At 60.0% G+C, this 22,776-nt stretch carries 23 protein-coding genes; 14 read left to right on the plus strand and 9 right to left on the minus strand.

Annotated features, from left to right (window positions below; all coding sequences use genetic code 11):
- Positions 1 to 16: 16 nt before the first annotated feature.
- The 5 genes from dld (at position 17) to HNH97_RS00630 (ending at position 5,940) form a co-directional block, all read left to right on the plus strand.
- A complete protein-coding gene (gene dld / locus HNH97_RS00610) occupies positions 17 to 1,768 on the plus strand; it encodes a D-lactate dehydrogenase (RefSeq protein WP_171789475.1) in 1,752 nt (583 codons plus the stop codon).
- A 40-nt stretch (positions 1,769 to 1,808) separates the two neighbouring features.
- Positions 1,809 to 2,552 (plus strand): (Fe-S)-binding protein, encoded by a 744-nt coding sequence (locus HNH97_RS00615; RefSeq protein ID WP_171789476.1) that lies wholly within the window; start codon positions 1,809 to 1,811, stop codon positions 2,550 to 2,552.
- A complete protein-coding gene (locus HNH97_RS00620; protein ID WP_171789477.1) occupies positions 2,549 to 4,066 on the plus strand; it encodes a lactate utilization protein B in 1,518 nt (505 codons plus the stop codon). Before HNH97_RS00615 ends, HNH97_RS00620 begins: the two co-directional genes overlap by 4 nt.
- The gene (locus HNH97_RS00625) at positions 4,063 to 4,680 is read left to right on the plus strand and encodes a LutC/YkgG family protein (RefSeq protein WP_171789478.1); all 618 of its coding nucleotides are present in this window, start codon (positions 4,063 to 4,065) and stop codon (positions 4,678 to 4,680) included. Before HNH97_RS00620 ends, HNH97_RS00625 begins: the two co-directional genes overlap by 4 nt.
- A gap of 168 nt (positions 4,681 to 4,848) precedes the next feature.
- Entirely contained in the window at positions 4,849 to 5,940 is a 1,092-nt protein-coding gene (locus tag HNH97_RS00630) for a phosphotransferase (protein ID WP_171789479.1), read from the plus strand.
- A 27-nt stretch (positions 5,941 to 5,967) separates the two neighbouring features.
- Here HNH97_RS00630 and HNH97_RS00635 read toward each other — a convergent pair whose 3' ends face one another.
- A complete protein-coding gene (locus HNH97_RS00635; RefSeq protein WP_171789480.1) occupies positions 5,968 to 6,594 on the minus strand; it encodes a TetR/AcrR family transcriptional regulator in 627 nt (208 codons plus the stop codon).
- Positions 6,595 to 6,688: 94 nt separating this feature from the next.
- Between HNH97_RS00635 and HNH97_RS00640 the strand changes: the two genes are divergently transcribed.
- Both HNH97_RS00640 and HNH97_RS00645 read left to right on the plus strand, forming a co-directional pair.
- Positions 6,689 to 7,888 (plus strand): lipase family protein, encoded by a 1,200-nt coding sequence (locus HNH97_RS00640; protein ID WP_456305395.1) that lies wholly within the window; start codon positions 6,689 to 6,691, stop codon positions 7,886 to 7,888.
- Positions 7,889 to 7,942: 54 nt separating this feature from the next.
- Positions 7,943 to 8,581 carry a hypothetical protein gene (locus HNH97_RS00645; protein WP_171789481.1) on the plus strand — a complete coding sequence of 213 codons (639 nt, stop codon included), beginning with the start codon at positions 7,943 to 7,945 and terminating at the stop codon, positions 8,579 to 8,581.
- 67 nt (positions 8,582 to 8,648) lie between these two features.
- Here HNH97_RS00645 and cls read toward each other — a convergent pair whose 3' ends face one another.
- The 6 genes from cls to HNH97_RS00675 all read right to left on the minus strand — a co-directional run bounded on the left by cls (position 8,649) and on the right by HNH97_RS00675 (position 15,215).
- Positions 8,649 to 10,094 carry a cardiolipin synthase gene (gene cls / locus HNH97_RS00650; protein WP_171789482.1) on the minus strand — a complete coding sequence of 482 codons (1,446 nt, stop codon included), beginning with the start codon at positions 10,092 to 10,094 and terminating at the stop codon, positions 8,649 to 8,651.
- Between the two features lie 116 nt (positions 10,095 to 10,210).
- Complete coding sequence (locus HNH97_RS00655; RefSeq protein ID WP_171789483.1) at positions 10,211 to 10,963, minus strand: DUF1868 domain-containing protein; 753 nt, start codon at positions 10,961 to 10,963, stop codon at positions 10,211 to 10,213.
- Between the two features lie 87 nt (positions 10,964 to 11,050).
- Positions 11,051 to 11,530, minus strand: a complete 480-nt coding sequence (locus HNH97_RS00660; protein ID WP_110913992.1) for an Hsp20/alpha crystallin family protein — start codon at positions 11,528 to 11,530, stop codon at positions 11,051 to 11,053.
- A 144-nt stretch (positions 11,531 to 11,674) separates the two neighbouring features.
- A complete protein-coding gene (locus tag HNH97_RS00665; RefSeq protein ID WP_171789484.1) occupies positions 11,675 to 13,273 on the minus strand; it encodes an alkaline phosphatase D family protein in 1,599 nt (532 codons plus the stop codon).
- A 329-nt stretch (positions 13,274 to 13,602) separates the two neighbouring features.
- Positions 13,603 to 14,133 carry a hypothetical protein gene (locus HNH97_RS00670; protein WP_244949160.1) on the minus strand — a complete coding sequence of 177 codons (531 nt, stop codon included), beginning with the start codon at positions 14,131 to 14,133 and terminating at the stop codon, positions 13,603 to 13,605.
- A 14-nt stretch (positions 14,134 to 14,147) separates the two neighbouring features.
- The gene (locus tag HNH97_RS00675; protein ID WP_407716850.1) at positions 14,148 to 15,215 is read right to left on the minus strand and encodes a DUF3500 domain-containing protein; all 1,068 of its coding nucleotides are present in this window, start codon (positions 15,213 to 15,215) and stop codon (positions 14,148 to 14,150) included.
- Between the two features lie 306 nt (positions 15,216 to 15,521).
- Between HNH97_RS00675 and HNH97_RS00680 the strand changes: the two genes are divergently transcribed.
- The 7 genes from HNH97_RS00680 to HNH97_RS00710 all read left to right on the plus strand — a co-directional run bounded on the left by HNH97_RS00680 (position 15,522) and on the right by HNH97_RS00710 (position 21,545).
- On the plus strand, positions 15,522 to 17,153 hold the full coding sequence (locus HNH97_RS00680; RefSeq protein WP_171789485.1) for a tannase/feruloyl esterase family alpha/beta hydrolase: 1,632 nt from the start codon (positions 15,522 to 15,524) through the stop codon (positions 17,151 to 17,153).
- A 55-nt stretch (positions 17,154 to 17,208) separates the two neighbouring features.
- Positions 17,209 to 17,631, plus strand: coding sequence for a hypothetical protein (locus HNH97_RS00685; RefSeq protein ID WP_171789486.1), 423 nt, complete (start codon positions 17,209 to 17,211; stop codon positions 17,629 to 17,631).
- 643 nt (positions 17,632 to 18,274) lie between these two features.
- Entirely contained in the window at positions 18,275 to 19,297 is a 1,023-nt protein-coding gene (locus HNH97_RS00690) for a Dyp-type peroxidase (protein ID WP_171789487.1), read from the plus strand.
- A gap of 1 nt (position 19,298) precedes the next feature.
- The gene (locus HNH97_RS00695; protein ID WP_171789488.1) at positions 19,299 to 20,132 is read left to right on the plus strand and encodes a family 1 encapsulin nanocompartment shell protein; all 834 of its coding nucleotides are present in this window, start codon (positions 19,299 to 19,301) and stop codon (positions 20,130 to 20,132) included.
- Positions 20,133 to 20,219: 87 nt separating this feature from the next.
- Positions 20,220 to 20,549, plus strand: a complete 330-nt coding sequence (locus HNH97_RS00700; RefSeq protein WP_110094952.1) for a hypothetical protein — start codon at positions 20,220 to 20,222, stop codon at positions 20,547 to 20,549.
- A gap of 50 nt (positions 20,550 to 20,599) precedes the next feature.
- Positions 20,600 to 20,812 (plus strand): hypothetical protein, encoded by a 213-nt coding sequence (locus tag HNH97_RS00705; protein WP_171789489.1) that lies wholly within the window; start codon positions 20,600 to 20,602, stop codon positions 20,810 to 20,812.
- A 355-nt stretch (positions 20,813 to 21,167) separates the two neighbouring features.
- Positions 21,168 to 21,545, plus strand: coding sequence for a PRC-barrel domain-containing protein (locus HNH97_RS00710; RefSeq protein ID WP_110914746.1), 378 nt, complete (start codon positions 21,168 to 21,170; stop codon positions 21,543 to 21,545).
- A 70-nt stretch (positions 21,546 to 21,615) separates the two neighbouring features.
- Here HNH97_RS00710 and HNH97_RS00715 read toward each other — a convergent pair whose 3' ends face one another.
- Both HNH97_RS00715 and HNH97_RS00720 read right to left on the minus strand, forming a co-directional pair.
- Positions 21,616 to 22,575, minus strand: coding sequence for an alpha/beta hydrolase (locus HNH97_RS00715; protein ID WP_171789490.1), 960 nt, complete (start codon positions 22,573 to 22,575; stop codon positions 21,616 to 21,618).
- Complete coding sequence (locus HNH97_RS00720) at positions 22,575 to 22,775, minus strand: hypothetical protein (RefSeq protein WP_171789491.1); 201 nt, start codon at positions 22,773 to 22,775, stop codon at positions 22,575 to 22,577. The genes HNH97_RS00715 and HNH97_RS00720 overlap by 1 nt, the downstream gene beginning before the upstream one ends.
- Position 22,776 lies beyond the last annotated feature (1 nt).

Raw genomic sequence — 22,776 nt, forward strand, 5'->3', positions numbered from 1 at the left:
GACGAAAGAAACCGATATGCTTACCGCCCTGAAATCCCTTTTTGGCCGCAATCGCAAAGATGACGCCGATCACTCCCCCTTTGTCAGGGAACTGCGCGCGATCGTGGGGGCGCAGCATGTCCTGACCGACCCGTCCAGGACCCTGCCCTTCCGGCGCGGCTTCCGCTTCGGGCTGGGCAAGGCGCTGGCGGTCGTGCATCCCGGCTCGCTGGTGGAACAGTGGCGCGTGGTGCAGGCCTGTATCAAGGCGGACAAGATCGTGCTGATGCAGGCAGCCAATACCGGGATTACCGGCGGTTCCACCCCGGACGGGAACGATTATGACCGCGACATCGTCATCATCAGCGGCATGCGCCTGAAAAAGATCTTTGTCATCGGTGGGGGAAAGCAGGTCATCTGCCTGCCCGGCGCGACACTGGACCAACTGGAACGCACGCTTGCGCCACTGGGGCGGGAGCCACATTCCGTTATCGGGTCCTCGTGCATCGGGGCTGCGGTATTCGGGGGCGTCAGCAACAATTCAGGCGGTGCACTGGTGCAGCGTGGACCCGCCTTTACCCAGATGTCCATCTTTGCGCAGGCGGACGCACAGGGCACGCTGCACCTTGTCAATCACCTCGGGGTTGAACTTGGCACCGGGCCGGAGGAGATACTCGGCGCGCTCGATCGCGGGCAGGTCCCCGAAAGCAGGATCAACTGGCACGCGGGCAAGGGACATGACGACAATTACGCCACCCATGTGCGTGACGTCGATGCGGACACGCCCGCGCGCTACAACGCCGATCCGGCGCGCCTGTTCGAGGGCGCGGGCTGTGCCGGGCGCATGGCGCTGTTTGCCGTGCGGCTTGATACCTTCCCGGCAGAGCGTAACCCGTCCGTTTTCTATATCGGCACCAACAATCCCGACGAACTGGAGGAAATCCGCCGTCATATCCTGACGTCATTTTCCGAACTGCCGATCGCGGGGGAATACATCCATCGCGATGCATTCGATATCGCCGAAGAATATGGCAAGGACACGTTCCTTATCATCCGCGCCATCGGCACGCGCCGCCTGCCGATGCTGTTCGCGCTGAAAAACCGCATCGACCGCCTGACGGAACGCGTGCCGTTCCTGCCGGGCAACATGAGCGACCGCCTGCTGCAGGCGTTCAGCCGCCTGTTCCCGCGCCACCTGCCCCGGCGCATGTATGAATATCGCGACCGTTTCGAGCATCACCTCATGCTCAAGGTCAGCGCGCATCTCGCGTCGGAGGCCCGGACCTTCCTCGATGGTTTCTGTGCAAAAAGCGGCACGCGCTACTTCGCCTGCACGCCCGACGAAGGGGCCAGGGCCTTCCTGCACCGCTTTGCCGCGGCGGGGGCGGCCATCCGCTACCGCAGCACCCACCATCGCACGGTGGAGGATATCGTCGCCCTTGATGTCGCGCTGCGCCGCAATGACCGGCAATGGTCGGAAACCCTGCCGTCCGACCTTGATCGCAGGCTGATCGTCAAACTCTATTACGGGCATTTCCTGTGTCACGTGATGCACCAGGACTATATCGTGCGCAAGGGGAACTCCTGCCCCCCGATCGAGGCGGAGATGCTCGCGCTGCTTGACAAACGTGGCGCGCGTTATCCGGCGGAACATAATTACGGCCACCTGTACGCCGCCCCGCCCTCCCTGCAGGCGCATTACCGTGAACTTGACCCGTGCAACTGCTTCAACCCCGGCATTGGAAAGACGACCAAGCGCCGGAACTGGAAAGCTGAAAGCGTGGCGTAAGCCGCCCATTTTCCCATCCATGGATGCCGGAGTATCCACCATGCGCATTGGCCTGTTCGTCCCCTGTTACATCGACGCCTTCCATCCGGAAGTCGGCATCGCCACACTCGAACTTCTCGAACGCTTCGGGCTGGAGGTCGAATATCCGCGCGCCCAGACCTGTTGCGGGCAGCCCATGACCAATACCGGATGCCATGAGGAATCTGCCGCGACGGAGGAACTGTTTGTCCGTAACTTCAGCGGATATGACTACATCGTTGCCCCATCGGGCAGTTGCGTGCACCACGTCCGTTGTGACATGGACGCGGTGGAGCAGACAGGGGAGGTGCGTCAGGTCCGCGCACGCACCTATGAACTGGTCGAGTTCCTGCATGATATCCTCAAGGTCGATGCATTCCCGTGGGCGGAATTCCCGCACAGGGTCAGCCTGCATAACAACTGCAACGCCCTGCGTGGCCTGAAGCATGCCAGCATGAGCGAACTGCGCGAGAAGGCATTTTCAAAACCCGCCGATCTCCTGTCGAAGGTTCGCGGGCTTGAGTTCGTGCATATCAGTCGCCCCGATGAATGCTGCGGCTTTGGCGGCACATTTTCCGTATTTGAAAAAGGAGTGTCGGAAAAGATGGGATATGACAAGGTTCATGACCATAGCAGGGCTGGCGCGGAATATGTCGTCTCCGCCGACAGTTCGTGCATGATGCACCAGCAGGGCTGCGCACAGAGGCTGGAGATGCCGCTGAAGTTCATCCACATCGCCCAGATCCTGAACGGAGCACGGGCATGAGCGGCGCGCAGGAAGGCATCCCCGCCCCCCCGGCCGGTCGCCTCGACCATGCGGAAGGCGCTTCCATCGCGCTGCGTTCGCACACGCGCGAAGCCCAGCCGCGCGGTGCGGTGATCCACGGCGACCATCCGATCGACCAGGCCGAAGCGGCCGAACGCTTCATCGCCGCCCCCGAGCATGAGCGCATGCATGACGCCCGCCTGTGGGACCTGCGCCAGAAGCGTGACCGGCAGATGCATGGCATCGAGGAATGGGAAGACCTGCGCAGGCTGGCCTCCGAGATCAAGGAACACGCGCTGACGAACCTTGATACCTATCTGGAACAGTTCGAGACCAATGCCCGCGCCAACGGCATCCATGTCCACTGGGCGCGGGATGCGGATGAACATAACGCCATCATCCTGTCGCTGCTGAAGGACCATGGGGTCACGCGGCTGATCAAAAGCAAGTCGATGCTGACGGAGGAATGCGGGTTCCGCGACTTCATGGCCCGTTCCGGCGTGGAGGTGGTGGAAACCGACCTTGGCGAACGGATCCAGCAACTTGACCACGAAGCCCCCAGCCATGTGGTGGTGCCTGCCGTGCACAAGCTGCGCTCGGACGTGGCGGACGTCTTTGCCCGCACGCTGGGGACGGATCCGGATGATGACGATGTCCACTACCTGACCGAACAGCAGCGCGAAAAAACGCGCCCGCTTATCCTTGAGGCGCAGGCGGGACTGACGGGGGCGAATTTCGTTGTCGCCGAAACCGGCACCTTTGTCGTGTGCACGAACGAGGGCAATGCCGACCTGTCCGCCAATACGCCACCATTGCAGATCGCATCGATCGGGATCGAGAAAGTCATTCCAAGGCTGGAGGACCTGCCGGTGTTCGTGCGCCTGCTGTCACGCAGCGCGCTAGGTTCGCCCATCACCCAGTACACCTCCCACTTCCGCGGGCCGCGGCATGGGGGCGAACTGCATGTGGTGCTGGTCGATAACGGACGTTCCGAACGGCTGGGCATGGAACAGTTCTGGACGTCGCTCAAATGCATCCGCTGTGGTGCGTGCATGAATACCTGCCCCGTCTTCCGCCGCAGCGGGGGGCTCAGCTACGGGGCGACCTATGCCGGGCCGATCGGGCTGATCATCGACCCGACCTTCAACCGTCACCGCTACAGCAGCCTGCCATTTTCCTCCACGCTCAATGGCAGTTGCACCAATGTCTGCCCCGTAAAGATCAATATCCATGAACAGATCGCGGACTGGCGCAGGGTCCTGTCCGAAACCCATGAACTGCCGCTGATGAAAAAGGCGATGATGCGTGAGGCCGGGCAGCTTCTTTCGCATCCCGCCCTGTATCGCGCCGCGATCGCAACCGCCGACAGCGCCCTGCGTCACCTGCCGCGTTTCATGGTCTATAACAGGTTCAATACCTGGGGACACGGGCGCGACGTGCCCACCCCGCCGAAGCAGACCTTCCACGAATGGTATGCCAGGAATCGCACGACCCCGAAGGGAGCACCGCAATGAGCAGCCGTGACGACATCCTGGCGCGCGTCCGTGCGCACAGGCCCGCACCTGCACGCGCCCTGCCGGAAATCCCGTTTTTTGACCCGCCTGCCGGCACGGACCTGCTGGCCACCTTCACGCAGTCATTCCTGCAGATGGGGGGCACCCTGCCCGAATGTGGGACAGCGGACCCGATCGCGGTCGCACGGCAGTCTGTTTCCACTGCGCGGGTCGTGTGTTCCCGCGTGCCGGAGATTCCGGGCAACCGTCCCCTCACCGCCGATACCCCGCCTGCCTCGCTGGCCGATGTTGATGTGGGGGTCGTTTGTGCCTCCTTCGGCGTGGCGGAAACCGGTTCGCTGTGCCTGACGGAGACGGACCTGCTGGTCAATACGCTGGGATACCTGCCCCAGCACCTTGTCGTGCTGCTTGATCCCGCGCAGATCGTCAGCAACCTGCACCGCGCCTACCAGCGGCCGGAATGGCGGTCGGGACATTATGCCGTGCTGCAAAGTGGCCCGTCCGCCACGGCGGATATCGAAGGGGTGCTGGTACACGGCGCACAAGGTGTACGGTCCCTGCGCCTGTTCTTCGTGCCCCATCGCACCGATACGTCCGGGACGGCGGCGGCATAGCAACCCGGACCGGGGTATATCCATCTGGGGGCGATCATGTAAAATCTGGACACGCATGCACGATGCCCCCAGAATATTGCGGCCATGACGGCATCGAGGGGTTTTCACCCGGCACGACATGGCCTCAGCGCCGGGGACATTTTTCCATGCCATGTCACAGCGATATCCATGATGCCCATTGACGGAAACCTTCTGGAAATAGCTGAAAAATACGGCAATTTTTCACAGCCATTCGTGCATATGCCCGCAGGGGAAGCCCTGGCCCTTGCCAGCCAGCATTACGGCATCAGCGGGCGGATGGACCGTCTCGCGACTGAAAAGGACGATACGTTCCTGATCCGCTGCGGGGCGGGGCGCGCCTTCATCCTCAAGGTCGAGCATCCCCGCGAAAGCACCGGGGATGTCATATTCCAGACCGCACTCCTCGATTACCTGCGCGATACGAGGCCTGACCTGCATGTGCCGCGCGTGATCCGCGGGAATGACGGTGCCGCAATCATGCACTGCACCGACCGGGCGGGACAGGTACGTCAGGTCAGGCTCCTGTCCTATCTCGAAGGGCTTCCGCTGGAATATCCAGCCCCCACCCCACACATACGGCGGCAGATAGGCGAACAGCTTGCCCGACTGCGTCATGCCCTTGCAGATTTCGCGCATCCCGGTGAAGGGCGTGTACTGATATGGGACGTGCGGCGGCTGCCTGACCTTCTGCCTGTGCTGCCCCTCATTGACGACCCATCCCATCGTGCATGCGCCGGGACCGCAATGGCGCGGTTCATGTCCCTGCTGCCCGCCATCAGGGGATTGCGTACGCAGGTGCTGCACAACGATTTCACCTGCTCCAACCTTCTTGCGGTTTCGCGGCAGGATGAAACGATTGCCGGCATCATCGATTTTGGCGACGCATTGCGCACGGCAGTCGCAATCGACCTTTCCACAGCAATGGCGGGCCAACTCCCGCTGGAAGGTCCGGCGGATGAAACGGCGTTCCTGTCCGCGTCACGCGATGTCCTGCACGGTTATCTGAAACATGCCGACCTCCTGCCCGAAGAGGTCGCGATGCTGGGCCCCCTGATGATGGCGCGCGTACTGCTCCGTGCCCTGATCTCGACATGGCGTGAAATGGTGTTTCCCGAAGACTGCCCCCAGATGCGGTATTATGACCGGATCACATGGGAACAGTTGGCATGGTTTGTGGAGCGTGACCCCGATACCGTCTCCAGACTGTTCACAAGGGACGTGCCGTTTCATGGATCCTGAGGCAACGGGCGGATCATGCACCGTCCCTCAGCGCAGGGCATCTTCCACCAGTTCCTCCAGCGTCATTCCTGCCCCATCACGGGCAAGCAGCATGTCAAGGAACCCGTCAACCGCCAGCACGGCAAGGCCATGCACCCTGCCCCACAGGGCCGCGCGCGTTCCGGCGCGTGTACGTGCCGCATGGGGTTTCTTCATTGCACCGATGACCTGCGTCAGCATGTCCGATGTCCGGCCCGAGGCCTGTGCCAGCGCGGGCAGGCCACGATCAATGGCGTCGCTGCGGAACATGAGGGTGAACAGGCCGGGATTGAGGATGGCAAAGCGCACATAGGCCATACCGGTCGCGTGCGCCCCCTTTTCCATGGCCGGTGCGAGGGCGGCCGCCAGTTCTTCATACCCGATGGTCGCAAGCGCGCTGAGCAGGCCGGTCAGGTTCCCGAAATGCGGGGCCGCCGCCGCCGAAGACACACCTGCGCGACGTGTGATCGCACGCAGGCCCGGCGCGGCAATACCCTGTTCCTCCACAATGCTGCGCGCCGCACGCAGCAGCGCCACGCGCAGGTCCCCATGATGGTAGGCCTTTGGCGATGGACGTCCCCGTATCCCCCCGGAGGATGGCGGGGCCAGTGTCACGGTGTCATGGGAACTTGACATCCACTTTATCCCGATGTTCATTCTTAACAGTGTTAAGTTTAAACCCGCATGGTGGTCAAGCGGAAAGCAGGCTGCCTTCTGGAAAGGATTTTGCGTGCATTTTTCCCGCCCTGCCCGCACCATGGCCTGCCTTGTGGCGGGTATCTGCCTTGCCTCCCTGCCGTCCATCGGCCATGCGGCCTCCCCGACGCCGGAAAGCAGCAGGCCGGGAACGCTCACGGCGTCCGCATCCCTGCCCGCAGCCTTCAGCCTGCCGAATGCCGGGCGCGCCATGCGCATCACCTACCTTTCCACCAATGGCGTGACCGGCAGTGGACTGGTGCCCGTCACGGCGGAAGTCATCCTTCCCCCCGGCAAGGCCCCCAAGGGGGGATGGCCGATCGTCGCGTGGGCGCACGGAACCGTCGGGGTGGCAGATCACTGCGCCCCGTCCGCCAATCCGTGGATCGATCGCAACAGGCGGTACCTGTCGGTCTGGATGCAGCGTGGCTTTGCCGTGGTCGGCACAGATTATCAGGGACTGGGCACGCCCGGCGTGCATGCCTATCTCGACACACGGGTCGAAGCCTACAGCCTGCTGGACGGGGTGCGGGCCGCATTGTCCACCGTTCCGGAACTGCGCAACAAGGTCATGATTGTCGGACAGTCACAGGGAGGTGGCGCCGCATTCGCATCCGCCGCATTCGCGCCCTCCTATGCCCCTGACATTGACATTCGCGGGACGGTTGCAACCGGTGTTCCGTATATCACGCCGGAACTTCTCAGGCAGCTTATGACAGCCTCCGCCACCCGGCAGCAGGGTGCGACATTTGACCCGCTGATGGTCTATACGCTCTACCTTGCGCAGGGGCTTGCGGGTTATGACCCGGCTTTCCGGCCGGAAGATGCCTTCACCGCGAAGGCGCTGCCTGCCTATCAGGCGGCAGGTGACCTGTGCGTTTACCAGTTGACCGACAGGGTGAAAGATGCGGGCCTGACATTCGGGAACTCGCTTGCGCCGAATTTTGCAAAGGCGCTGGCCCCTGCACTGGCCGCGATGGCGTATCCGACCATGAAACTGGCGCAGCCACTCTTTATCGGGACCGGTGAACTTGACCGCGATGTACCGCTGCCACTGCAGTTCGGCCTGGTCAAGGCCGCATGCGCCGCAGGAACAACCGTCCAGGCCCATCTGTACAAGGGACTGGACCATAGCCAGACGGTCAATGCATCCCTGCCGGATTCAGCCGCGTTCACACAGGCAGTCATGGAAGGCAGGCCCGTGACACCGCAATGCACGCCGATCCCGCAATAAATCCGCAAAACAGCATGACGGGCGCGCCTGTATTCCGCGCGGAAGGAGACATTGGTGCATACGCTCGATTTCAGTTCATGGCACAGCCTTCTTCTTACCCTGATCGGGCTGTCGGTAATTACGCTCATCGGTGTCGGAATCCGTCTGTTGATGATGCAGGTCATCCAGCAACGTCGCGAGCGCATGAACCGCCAGATCAACGAACGGCTGCGGACCCTGATCGCGGCCTACCGGACCCTGGGCGGATCCTTTACGGGTGACCTGGTGGTCGATCCACGGCACCGGCGGGAAATGCGGGTCATGACGGATGCGGGAACGGATAGCGCATCGGATCGTGCGCGCCGTATCCGCGATGCCGTGGAGGCAGCCCTGTCGGACATCATCCTGCTGGGCACCGAAGAGCATGTCCGCCTGGCCGAGCGTGCCGCCCATGAACTGGTGGCCGGGCAGCGCGTGCATACGCATGCGCTGGTCGTCTCATTGCGTGATTTCATCCGCGAGGCGCTTGATCTGGATCCGATCCCCTCAGATCTCGCCATTCCGATGCAGGGCCCCACGCGCATCCCGGCGTCAGGCAACCGGGCGAAGGACGATGGGAAAAAGGACAAGGCCGACGGCGGCGGTGGGGGCATGAACGGTGGCGGAGAGAATTTCCCGGCGGGAGAGACCGGCAGCGACCATCATGATGCATGAGTGGCGTTCGGGACACCGGTTTTCCGAGGCGTCCTGAAAACTGAAATCATGAAAGTTTCCGGTCAGGTCACAGCACCGGTCCAACCATCGCCAGTACATTGTTCCACAGCACCCGATGGACCGGCCAGCGTATGACGTCGTCAAGCATTACCCGTGTGGAGGCCGTTGTATAGCTCTGTTGCCTTTCATATATGGCTGCCGTGAAATCACGGTCCACCAGCAGGATGTTATTTTCAAAATTCAGGTCGAAACTGCGCCGATCCAGATTTGCCGAACCGATCATGGTCATGTGGCCATCCACCGTCAGCGCCTTGGTATGCAGCAGGCCATGCGGATATTCATATACCATCACGCCCGCCTCCAGCAGTTCGCGGTAATAACTGCGACTGGCGCCGGCGACGATCCATGAATCATTGCGACGCGGCAGGGTCAGGACGGTTTTGACGCCGCGACGGGCCGCAGCGCACAGCGCGGCCTGTATGGGTTCGTCCGGAACATAATATGGCGTGGTCACCATCAGTTCCCGTGCCGCTGCGTTCATGAGCGAGACGAAAACCTCCGGCATCGCCGCGTAACGTACCGCGGCACTGGTGCCGATGACCTGGGCGACAAATCCCTCCCCTGTCGGTACGGTGGCTGACGCCAGCAGTGGGGTCAGATCCTCGTCCGTATGGGCGATCCAGTCCGTTGCGAACAGGTGCTGGTTCTGCAGCACCACAGGCCCTTCGAACCGTGCGACAAGATCCACCCAGGGGGCATAGCGCGCCTTTACCCGGAATTCCGGGTCGGCGCAGTTCTGGCTGCCGCAATAGGTGACACGATTGTCAATCACGACAATCTTGCGATGGTTGCGCATGTCGAAACGTCCGCGGAACGGGCGTTGCAGGAGGTTGCCGATCGGCAATGCACGCACGACCAATATCCCGGCCGCCTGCATCTCTGCCCAGTGGTGGCTGTGAATCAGTCGCCGCGATCCCAGGTCATCGGCCATGACCCGGCAGACGACCCCACGCGCCGCCGCCCGCTTGAGCGCGTTGACAACCTTCATGCCGTTATTGTCAGACAGCCAGATATAAAAGCTGATATGGACATGTTCCCGTGCGGCATCAATGTCCGCGACCATCGCCGTGATCGCGGCATTGGAATCCTGCATGAGCGTGGCTTTGTTACTGCCAAGTGGGGGATAGCCACTGATCGACTGCCCGACCCGGAACAGGGGCGCCAGACGCGGCGGCAGGCCGAAATCGTGTTCGGCATCGATCAGGGCATCATTTTTCTTGCCCGGGACGGGCAGGTCCCGGATTGCCTTGTGGATACGCTGGACGATACGCCAGTCAAGATGCGTTTCGCCCAGCAGCAGGTAGGCGATCATCCCCAGAATCGGCAGCGACCCGATAATGGCGACCCACGCCACGCGGGAGGCTGGCTGGCGATGGGGTCTTAGCAGCACCCGTCCGATAAACAGTAACTGTAACCCAAGGGTCGTCGCCGCACCAACCCAACCCCATCCCATATCTTTTGCCCTGTCCTGATCCGGTCACATTTACGTTGTGACGGAATGGTATCGTGTGCGTACCTTATGGGCAATATCCGTCCACCCCCATGTCCTGCGGGGCAGGGTTTACGCAATCATATGATGAAAAACTGCCGGTGATAGGCATACATATCACTGAAAAAGCACAGTTCCGGCGCACCCAGACGGATCTCGGGCATCGTGCGGTTCATCACATCCTGCCATTGCATCATGAACCGCGTGAATTCCGCCGCTTCGTGGTCTGCAAAGCTACGGACCTGATAGGCAAGGGTGGTATGGAACATGTACGACCCGGGCCGGGGCTCTTTCATCCCCATATGGGCCGCAAGCGCATGGCGCAGTCCTGCCAGCATCCGCCCCTGGGCATGATCTGCCGGTTCCAGCCTGATATGGGGGATTTTCCCGTCGTATGATGGATCCGGTCTGGCCGGTCGCATACGTATGGGCAGGTCCAGTCCGTAATGAAAGGTCCCGAGCCTGTCTTTGACCCACTGATCGCACGACGGCATCGGCGCGGTGCGCGCAAGGGCCTCGGGCCATGACGGCCGGGTGCGCAGCCCATCGTTCAGACCGTCCAGTACAGTCATATGATAACTCGACGGGGGCAGCAGCGCCAGTTTCCCTGAAAAACCCTGTGCCAGAACGTCACGATACATATCCAGCATGGCATTGAAAAACGAACTCTGCTCTCCCTGCTGGGGTAGGTGGCAGATGATCGTATTCCCGGCATAGGGTCGGGGACGGCCGTCAGGGTAAAATTTATTCTGGTTCAGCAGCAACGTCGCGACCTTCGGCCTTTTATCCCGGACCTCGGGCAGGCGGAAAGTCTGCGCCTGATTTTGTATCATGCATGAAATATTCAGGGAAACACAACAAATCCGACCGGGTGGGGTTCGACATAAACCCCACCCGGTCGGCAGAAGGCCCTGCGGCTATTATCCTGCCTTGATCTCGATCTTGCGCTCCGCCGGCTTTACCGGTTCACGACGCGGAAGGGTGATCTGCAGAACGCCATTCTTGATGCTGGCCACGATGCCTTCAGGATTGACCTCCTCGGGCAGGTTGAAATGTTCCTCGAACGCCCCGAACATGCGCCCCGCCACATGCTGCTTCTGTTCGGTGTCGGCAATCGGGCTTTTCTTCTCGCCGGAGATGGTCAGGATTCCATTTGTCGTGCTCAGGCCAATGTCCTTTTCCGAACAACCCGGCACCTCGATATAGATATGGTATCCCGATGCATCCTCGGTGATATCGGTTGCACCCAGCCTGCCGGAACCGAACGTGTCGGGCGCACGGTAATCTTCAATCAGCCTGCCGACCTGCCGCTGCAGCGCCGCGAACGGATCCGCCACCCGCCCTTCACGGCTGCTGGAAGGACGCTGCGGCACTGCGATGATTGTCGGACGCGTAATCACGATATTCCTCCTGAAAGCATAACCAGATCATCTGGTGCCCCCACTGTGGAATGGCGCACGCCCCGGGACAGTGATGCAGGTCAAACAAGGCATGCCCCACATTCTGTCCAGCCATACCTCATTTCTGAAACATAACGGAGCATATCAGGCTTTCTGCAGCCCGGGATGTCCGCGCTCCACGGCAAAACTGGCATAGGTCGACAGCCTGCCACCACGTTCCATGACCCTGTCGAGCACCTTCAGGTCCGCATGCCAGACATCGCGTCCCACGTCGCACAGCACATAACCCCGCTGGTCCGTGGTGGCCAGAAGGTGCGGGTTTTCACGCCGGACCGAGCGGCTGAAACTGTCATTGTCCCCTGCCCCATCCGCACCGGAGGAAATGGATGTCGCAAGGAATTCCACGGAAACCGGCCTGCGATCATCCGCGTCATAAGCAAGATTTCCTGCAAAGTGCCGATGCGCATCCCCCGTCACGTTCACCACGTTCCCCGGGCAGTTCTGTTCGATGAACTGTAGCAGGCGCCTGCGGCTGTACATATAGCCCGACCACTGATCCATGCTGTAGAGTACAGGGCCATGGCCGGATTTGCGAAAGGCAAGGTTCATCATCATGACCTGGTGCGCCAGCAGGTTCCATCGGGTATCCGAATGGGCCAGGCCATTGAACAGCCACTGTTCCTGCGCATTGCCCATCATCGTCCGTTCCGGCGACCAGACATCCGGCCCCTGCCCCGCGAACCGGTCCCCATAGACCTGATCGCTCCGATACTGGCGGGTATCAAGCACGAATATATTCATCAGGTCGCCATAGCGCAGGCTGCGGTAGATCTGCATGTGACTGCCATCAGGCAACGAGGTCAGGCGAAGCGGCATATGTTCGTAATAGGCCTGCATGGCCGAAGCCCGCCGCAGGCGGAATATCTCCGCAGGTGTGCCGTCCTGATCGCTGTCACCGGCCCAGTTGTTATCGACTTCATGGTCGTCCGATGTGACGATCCATGGCACTGCGGCATGGGCCGCCTGCAGGTCCGCATCCGTCTTGTACTGCGCATAACGCCGGCGGTATTCATCAAGGGAATAGCATTCAGGCCCCACATGGCGGCGCAATGCCCGAAACGGCCTGCCATTATGCTGATGGATACCGTCCCCGCTATCCCCATTTTCATAAATGTAGTCCCCATAATGGAAAACGAAATCTATGGGTTCTTCGGCAATCCTGCGCCACGCGGTATAATATCCCTCCTCATAATACTGGCATCCTGCCGCAGCGAACCTTACGCGGGCAGGCGATGCGCCCGGCAGGGGGAATGTATGACTGCGCCCGATCGTACTGTCATATCCGGCAATGCGGAAACGGTACCAGTAGGGCCGGTCCGGTTTCAGGCCCGATACCTCCACATGCACGGAATGTCCCAGTTCGGGATGCGCCAGCGCCTGTCCCCTGCGCACGATATGCGACAGGGTATCATTCTCCCCGACTTCCCAGCTCACCAGCATGGGGCGATGACTGGTCATCCCCGCGTCAGGCGACAGGGGCGCAGGGGCAAGCCGTGTCCAGATGACAAAGCCATCGGACGATGGATCCCCCGATGCAACGCCCAGTTGAAAAGGTGACGTCTCGAATTTCGGTTTTGTCTCAAGGTTGGCCGGCACGGCCGCCCGCAGGGCCCTGACCCGCGTCGAAAGCAGCAACCCGCCTCCCAGTCCCGCCAGAACCTGCCTGCGATTTGGAAAAACCATGAAAACACCTTGTTCAAATTGAAATATGTTCTGATTCAATCTTTCATGGCAGAACATGTCCTGACGGGCGTGGGGACCACAGCCACCATACGGACCCGGCATATGTCGCAGTCACGGCAGGCCCCGTAAGTCCATTATGTAATTTTGTCAGCGTAGTTGTGTGATGTTTTCATGAATTCGTATCGCCACGTTGCAATGACGCAATGCAGGGATCATTCCAGATAAAGAAAAGTCTGTGGGTGCCGGTTTTCAGGAATGTCGCGTTTTTCAAAGCTTTTTGAAAAAAGCTTCACCAAGAACCTTTGGGGCTACGAGATGTTTTCCGGGGGCTAATGATCGACGATGAAGTCCAGTGCATATGAGGACTGCTCGGCAGAACGCTGCTGCCCTCCCGTATGGATGGCTGGATCATCAGGCATCAGGGCATTGACCAGATACACCGCGTCAGGCCCCTGGCCCTGATTGGCATACGCCAGATGATACGCACCGGGCGCCAGCGCGACAGTGGCTTCATAATGAAGCCCGATCACGCCATCGCCCGTCTGCATGGCCGCCACGGATGGAAAAACCGCATCCCCTGTCCTGAGGGGCCGGGAATGGCCATTAAGGGAAAGTTTCAGTCCACGCGCGATACGCCCGGCATAGGCATGCTGTTCATCCGGTGACAGGACACCATCCCCATTGCTGTCGATCTGGCGAATGACGGCGGCGGCTACCTCCCGTCCCGGTGTCAGGCGCAGGCTGATGTCAATGTGCTGCCGGTGCAGGTCGATCATCGTCGCCTGCAGATATTCATCCAGTCGATGCGCCTGCGCCACCCCCATGACGGACATCATCGCAACCGTCATGGGGACCATCATCTGCCTGCCGACCTTCATGGCCGGGTATATCGGTTGCCATAACTGTTGGTCGGATCACGATAAACGGTATGGACATGCATCGTGGGATCGTCCCCCACCCCCTGCGGCGAAAACTCGATCAGCAGCCTTGGCCCCTCGATGCGGTAGTAGGAGGATCCATTACGTCCCGGAGCATGGATGACAGGGCCACTCCACGCAAACCATGTATTGTCGAGGCCATTGCGGATTTCCTGCAGGCGCGGCGCGGCATAGGCATCATCGACGATGCCTGCCCATTCCGTAATCACATCCATCAGCAGTTCTTTCTGCGCGGCGGTCATGCCGCTTCCCTTCAGGCCTTCGGGGATGAGCATCTCGCCATCATGGCCCGGCCCCTGCACCAGATCAGCCACCCTGTAGGACAGGATCGCCTGCCGCCGCTGTTTCGCATCAAGCGCGTCCAGAAGTGCAAAGGCGCAATCATTTTCCCCCGCCAGCACCCGCACCGTCTTTCCGTCCGCCTGGTAAATCGCAGGCTGGGCGCCAGTCAGGGTGGGGGTCATGACGCCATGCGCACCATCAATCACGATGTTCAGCCCCAGATGATGGCCACCAAACTGTATCATCCACGGCCTGTCCGCTGCCGGTTCACCAAAGATCGCAAGGGTATAGACCGCCCTGCCGGACGCAAAGGGCGTCCCGCCATCGGCAAGTGCCTGATCCGCGCCCATGATCTCAAGCACCTTCCGGTAGCCTTTGGCACTCAGCACCGTCTGGAGCAGATGCAGGGCCGCCGCCTGCTGGGTGGGGGTCAGTTGTCCCATCTGCACGCCCGGTCGCGGCACGTCACTGACGGGGAAATTGGACCACACGGAATTGCCGTAGCGTTCGCCGATGAATCCTCCCGGCGGTCCCATTCCCGGTCCCCGCGCCGCAGGGGCGTCGGCCTGTGTCCCGATGACAGGCCGGACCGGTTGGTCGGGCGCGCTGCGGCGGAAACGGGCCAGGGTGGCAGTTTTTTGTGTTACGAAGGGAAACTGCACCTTCGCCCGCCCGTCGGCCCCGAATGTCCCGAGGAAGGACCGTGCGGCGGCCACAACCATGTCCGTGCGCCGGGTGGCGGTGTTTTGTGTTGCAGCGATGACGGAAGACGGCGTTTTCTGCCCAGATGTGTCGGCCGCCATTGCGGACGTCGCGATCAGGACCATGCCCCCGGCCGCCAGAAAAATCTTGTGCATCAATCCCCTGCCCTGTCCTGCCTGACGGGAGTCCCGTATGGTGGTGCATGCACACTGCATGGCCAGCGCCGTGCGATCAAGGGCTTTTCCCCCGCCGGTTTTTTCCCCCACAATGGCATCTGCCGTCAGGTCGGGCCTGCCACCGGAGCCGTCCATGACATCACAGCCGCAATGATCCATCGGGAACCCGCCATGCCCCCTTCCGAGCCCCCTTTCACATCCGTGCGCGGCCTGTCGCACCAGGCAGTCCGGCTGGCGGTCGGCACGGCCCTTGCGATGCCACTGGCGTTTGCCAGCGTATCGGGTGCACATGCCACGGACTGTCGCGACCTTGCCCGTCAGGCACTGCCGGACGCCACCTTCACGACCGTTGAAACCGTGTCGGCCGGAGGCTGGCAGACGCCGCAGGATCAGTTGTCACGCATCATGTCGGCCCCCGGCATGAACCTGGCCGGCCATCCGACACAGGCCCCCACCCCTGCATTCTGCCGTGTGGCCCTTACGCTGCGTCCTTCGCGTGATTCGCAGATCCGCACGGAAGTCTGGCTGCCGCTGAAGGGATGGAACGGCAGGCTGCTGGGGGTTGGCAATTTCGGCTGGGCCGGATCGCTCATGTATTACGGCATGGCGACGGGCGTTGCCGAAGGCTATGCCGTGGCCAGCACCGATACCGGACATGACAGTTCCACGCCCGATGGGCAGGGCGGCCGCTTTACCCTCGGCCATCCGGAAAAGCTGATCGACTATGCCTATCGGGCCGATCACCTGATGACCGTCACGGCAAAGGCGCTGGTCAGGGCATTCTATGGCAGGGCCGCATCCCATGCCTACTGGATCGGATGTTCGCTTGGCGGTCTGGAAGGGCTGATTGAGGCCAGGCGCTATCCTGAGGATTACGACGGGATCGTGGCGGGGGCACCGCCAAACCCGATCGTGGATTTCAATGCGGAACAACTCTGGGCAGGCTGGATGAGCTACCATAACCCTGCCCTTCGCGTCTCGCGCGACAGGTTCAGGCTGCTGAATACGGCGGTGATGGAGGCCTGCGCCTCCCCTGTCGGGAAAAAGCAGGGCTTTCTTGACGAACCGGACAGGTGCACGTTCACGCCGCAACAGCTTCTGTGCAAGGAGGGGCAGACGACTGGCTGCCTGAACGCGAATGAGGTGCAGGCCGCGCAGGAAATCTATCAGGGGCCGCTTGACCCACAAACGCATCAGGTCATTTTCCCCGGCCCGGCCAAGGGCAGCGAAGACGGTTTTTCAGCCGATGGCAAGGCGTTTCCCGTCGCCCTCGACCTGTTCAAATACGCGGCCTTCCAGGACCCTGACTGGGACTGGACAAGCCTGAAATGGGATACCGACGTGCAGGCGGCCACCTGCAAGCTGGGACCGCTGCTGCATGTGGACGACAACCTGACGCCATTTTTCCGGCATGGTGGCAGGCTGCTGATGTATATCGGCTGGAATGATGGCCATAATCCCGAACAGTTGGCGGGTTATTACCAGTCCCTTCTGCGCAATGCAGGCCCCGCGGGGGCGGACGCCGTGCGACTGATCACGATCCCGGGCATGGGGCACTGCCATGGCGGAGCGGGGTGCGATACGTTCAGCAAGCTCGGGGCGATCGATAACTGGGTCAGCCGCAGGCAGCTGCCAGAACAGATCATCGCCGCGCGTGTGGAGAACGGGCAGGTCGTGCGTACCCGGCCCATCTGCGCATGGCCGAAGGTTGCCCGCTATGACGGGCACGGAGACATGGACGCCGCCAGCAGCTTTGCCTGCGTCGCACCCGACACGCATTGACAGGGAAAACCCCGGCGTCCTTGCGCTGGGGAAACTGCATAAAAAAAGGCCCGGCATGAAGCCGGGCCTCCCGATCCCAGGGATGGAATCAGTTGGAGCTGGAGCTGGAATTACCGTTCTGGTTCCAGCCACCACCCTGACGGTCACCGCCGCGACCACCACCGTGATTGCCCCAGCCACCGTTCTGGCCGCCGCCATTCTGGTTGTCGCCACCGCGACCGCCACGTTCACCCCAGCCGCCATTCTGGCCACCACCGTTCTGGTTGTCGCCGCCGCGACCGCCGCGTTCACCCCAGCCGCCATTCTGGCCACCGTTCTGGTTATCGCCACCGCGACCGCCGCGTTCACCCCAGCCACCATTCTGGCCGCCGTTCTGGTTATCACCGCCGCCCTGCTCTTCACTATGATGACCATGATGCCGGCCACCTTCAGCATGAGCCGCCATCGGCAGGGATGCACCAAGAGCCAATGCAAATAAAATTGCGCGTTTCATAATGTCTCCTACAATCTGACCCTCAAGACATCGTCCTGCAGGGTGTTAAATGTAAGCCCTCAAAGTGTTACAAATAGAATCAGGTGATCCAGACTGATCAGTTCCGCACATTGTCCAGTGAACGCAGAATATGAACGCAAACTATGCATTTTTCATAACGCTGCCATGCAGGATATATTGGTCTTTTGGTGAATTAGAATAATATGAAAAGGTAATATATTTCCCTCCTCCCATCGCTGTCGTTGAGATTCCTGCCATCACATGAAACATGGGAAAAGGAGAACAGGAGATTTCAGACCATGGAGAAAAACAGAAGCCATTACCTGAATTCATCTGTTTTTTAATTATTTTTACATAATCTATACATAACTTCGGTATTTTTCCGAAGTGCACGAACAAAAATCCTGATATGCACCAACTCCTCATCACCGGGTACATTACGCAACGAAAGTCATGGGGTTGAACACTCCTGCCTGTTTCGTCATAAATGTTGGTTATGAGGCTGAACGACTTGTGATATTTCCGGTCAACCCGGCACATTCGCCATCTTGTCATCATCTGCCACCTGCCTATGCTAGGCGTCTGTTCATGGTTATGCGAACACGACCTGCATGGGAGTTTCAGACAGTTGGCGACACCTCAACCCATCGATACCAAACTGACGCAGGCTGCTGTCTTTCTTGTTGTCAGCCTGAATGGCGACATGTCTGCCAATACCCAGGTGCGGGATCTGCTTGGCGACCTTTCCTCCCTTGTGCGTGGTGTGGGATTCAGGGTGCCTGATGGCAGGCTGAGCTGCATTACAGGCATCGGATCGGATGCCTGGGATCGCCTCTTTGGACTGCCCCGCCCAAAGGAGCTGCATCCGTTCCAGGAAATCAACGGCGTACACCATGCACCTTCTACGGCGGGTGACCTGCTGTTCCATATCCGCGCGACACGGATGGACCTGTGCTTTGAACTCGCAACAGCCATCGTCACAAGGCTTGAGGGCGTGGCAGGCGTGGTGGATGAGGTGCACGGGTTCAAATATTTTGACGAACGCGACCTGCTCGGCTTCGTCGACGGGACCGAAAACCCCACGGGGCAGGCCGCCCTTGCCTCCACCTTCATCGGGGAGGAAGATCCCGCCTTTGCGGGGGGCAGCTATGTCATCGTGCAGAAATACCTGCATGACCTGAAGAAATGGGACGCCATCCCCACCGAAGTCCAGGAACATATCATCGGCCGCAAAAAGGTATCGGACATCGAACTGCCCGATGCCGCCAAGCCCAGCTATGCCCATAATGTCCTGACCAATATCGAGGAAAATGGGCAGCAGCTTCAGATCGTGCGCGACAACATGCCTTTTGGCGAAGTCGGCAAGGGGGAATTTGGCACTTATTTCATCGGCTATGCATGTTCGCCCGCCCGGACGGAACAGATGCTGCGGAACATGTTCATTGGAAAACCGCCGGGCAATTATGATCGGCTCCTTGATGTCAGTACGGCGGTGACCGGGACACTGTTCTTCATCCCGACGGGTGATTTCCTCGACAACGCACCCAATGTCCGGGCGGAAAATTCTCCTGCGGCCGCACCTGCACCAGTATCTCCCCCCAAAGCAGGCTCTGGCTCCCTTGGTATCGGATCACTGAAAAAGGACTCCTGACATGAATAATCTGCACAGGCATCTTGCCCCCATCTCCAGTTCCGCATGGGCACAGATCGAGGAAGAGGCCGCCCGCACCATCCGGCGCCATCTGGCGGGGCGTCGCGTGGTTGACACGTCGGAGCCAAAGGGCGAGGCCTTCGCCGGGGTTGGCACAGGGCGCGGTCGGAAGATCACACCGGTTGGCGACGGCGTCACGGTCACGCAGCGCGAGGTGCTGCCGCTGGTGGAGCTGCGCGTCCCCTTCACCCTGTCACGGGCGGAGATTGACGCCGTGGAGCGTGGTTCGCTGGATTCCGACTGGCAGCCAGTCAAGGATGCCGCACGCACGATCGCATTTGCCGAAGACCGCGCCATCTTTGACGGCTATGCGGCGGCGGCAATGCAGGGCATGCGCGAGGGTACATCAAATGCCCACCTGGCACTGCCTGCATCCGCCCGGGATTATTCCCGCGTGATAACCGAAGCCCTCAGCACGTTGCGCCTTGCCGGGGTCAATGGTCCCTATTCGATCGTGCTTGGAACGAAGGCCTATCAGGCCATCAGCAGCGGTGACGAGGATGGCTATCCTGTCCGCAAGCATATCGAAAGCCTGATCGACGGGGAACTGGTCTGGGCTCCCGCCATTGAAGGTGCCTTTGTCGTCTCCACCCGTGGCGGTGACCTTGCGCTGGATATCGGACAGGACTTTTCCATCGGTTATCTGGCGCATACGGCGGAAACGGTCGAACTCTACCTGCAAGAGAGCTTTGTGTTCCGCGTCCTCACCAGTGAGGCAACCGTTGTCCTTGATCCCGCTTCCAATGAAACAGGCATGGGAAAAGAACCTGCCTGATTTACGCTCTGGCATGGTATCAGGCTGGTCAGGTATGGATCTGTAACGCTGGCACGCATGCCAGAACCAAGGATAAGGACGTTAGACATGGACAATCCGCTTCAGGACACCCCGCAGAAGGAAGCACGCATCCTCGCAAAGGCGAAGGAACTGTGGACAGCGGACGGAAAGCCCGGTTGTGGGCCGGAAGCCTACAAGGAGGCGGCATCGGAACTGATCGGGATGGAAAGCAATCCCGATGCGGGACAGATCCCGGTGGACTCCCCCGTTCCCCTCGATGCCAACGGGCAGCCCATCGAACAGGCGTGGCTGGAAGAAAACCTCGGGAATCCGGGGGGCAGCATGAACGAGCTTGATGACAAGCAGGAAGTGCCGTTTGCCACGCGCAAAGAAGAGAAAGAAGCGCTGGACGACTAATGGCCTGCCGGGATGGAAGTCCCGGCCAGTCCACGCCTTCCCTGATATGGATGCCGTCATCACGCAAGGGATTTTGCGGCATCCATCCGGCTGCCATGTATTCATGGTTCCCGAAAGCCATGTCCACGGGCTATATCTGGACAGGAAACATTCCCTTTGAACATGGTGATGTTTTCGTGCCCGACAAAGATTCACCGCCATTTCGCGCCCATTTTTCAAAGGGTCGGTTTTTCGATGAAACCGTGGCGGCCATGCACCGTTGATCTCCCCACAGCGAGCAGTCCCGAGATCGCTTCCTCTGGAAATTCCTTTATGGGATAGGGAAAAACAAGGATCTCCTGTAGCCGCTGCGATATGAAAAGGTGGAGATCATGAGTTATCATATCTTCCAGTATGAACGCACCAGCGGGCCATCCCCTGTTCCAGCAGATGAGCGCAGGCGCAGGGGTGCGGGTATAATCCCGACAGCTTTATGAATGATCCGGAAGGTTTGTGACCAAAACCGGCGCAGGACAAGCCGGGCCCCGGGCATGGCGTTGCCTGCGCCGATATACGACATCCTTCCCTGCTGCCCATGATGAGAAACGAAACATCCGTTATGATAAAAGGAGAAGTTTCATGTCTGCGACAATGGCAAGTGGCAACACTACCAAGCATGACCTCATTGCATCCGACAAGGTTGAGGGAACGAATGTATATTCCCCGACCGGGGAGAAGCTTGGCACGGTAAAATATTTCATGGTGGACAAGATGACGGGCGACGTGGCCTATGTCGTCATGAGTTTCGGCGGTTTTCTGGGAATGGGCAACAGTTACCATCCCCTGCCGTGGAAATCCCTGAAATATGACACGGCGCGCGGCGGCTATATCGTGTCCCTGACACGCGAACAGATGGAAGCGGCGCCGGCCTATGACGAAACGATGCCCCCGGACTGGAGCAACGACATGTATGGCACACAGGTCGATACCTATTACGGCGGGTTGTCGAACAGGTAACGTCTGAGAACAGAACCACAGGTTATGGGCCGGTTGTTCATAACCTGTGGTCTGTCTGACAATATAACTTTTACGACAGGGAAAATGCCCGTTTCAGCGCGGAAAAATACGAATCCCTGAATATCGTGCTTAACGGAGCCTCGGGTATAAACACGTCAAAGACATGATAGGCACCGGGGATGACGCAGACTTCCGTTGGGATCCCTGCGGCCATCAGGCGCTTTGCATAGTCAAGATCCTCATCAAGGAACAGGTCAAGCGAACCGACGCCGATATAGGCCGGTGGCAGGCCGGATAGGTCCGTTGCGCGAAATGCAGCGGCATATTCCGATACACCTTCGCTCCCCGGCGCCTGCCCCAGATAGGCGTTCCATGCATAATGATTGGCAGAGCGCGTCCAGATATATTTTCCCAGTTCCGATGCAGGCATGACGGTCGTGCCCGTACGATCATCCAGCATGGGATAGATCAGCAACTGGAAACAGACAGGCACTTCGGCGCGATCCCGCGCCATCAGGGCAAGGCATGCCGTCAGTCCCCCACCCGCACTGTCCCCGCCAATGGCGATACGCGCCGGATCAATCGAAAGTCCAGATGCATTCGCATGCACCCATTTTAGCACCGCATAGCAGTCTTCTATCGCCGCGGGATAAGGGGCCTCCGGCGCAAGCCTGTAATCGACGGAGACGATGACAATGCCAAGTGCGTTGACAAGGTCACGGCATCGCGCATCGTCCACTTCGGGCGTACCACTGACAATCCCGCCGCTGTGACTGTAAACCAGCACGGGCGCATTATCGTGCCCTGTTCGCGGGGTATAGATCACCACCGGCACCTCAGGGGCCCCGGACGGTCCGGGAACAGCACCAGTTTTGACCTCGACATCCGGATATGGCGCAACCCTGACCCCACGGATCGCGGTAATGAACGCTTCCCGCGTCTGCGCAAGGGTCTGGTCAGACAATCCATCAAAGGACGGCAGAACCTTCAGGGCGGCACGGAACTCAGGGGCGACGGGATTATGGGGCATCAGGATTTTCCTCCGTTATCTGCCACCACGATAGAACCCACCCTGTCCTGCCACCTCATCACAAGCCGCGAATTAAACAAAAGTTGTTTGTTGAATTCTGTATATTTCGAAAACGAACCAATCCTGGCCGCCACGGGAATAGTAAAATCCGGGCATAAAAAAGCGGTTCCCAGAATCCGGAAACCGCTGGCAAAAATCAAG

Origin of the sequence: Gluconacetobacter entanii, from assembly GCF_013155425.1 — a bacterium.
GTDB lineage: Bacteria > Pseudomonadota > Alphaproteobacteria > Acetobacterales > Acetobacteraceae > Novacetimonas > Novacetimonas entanii.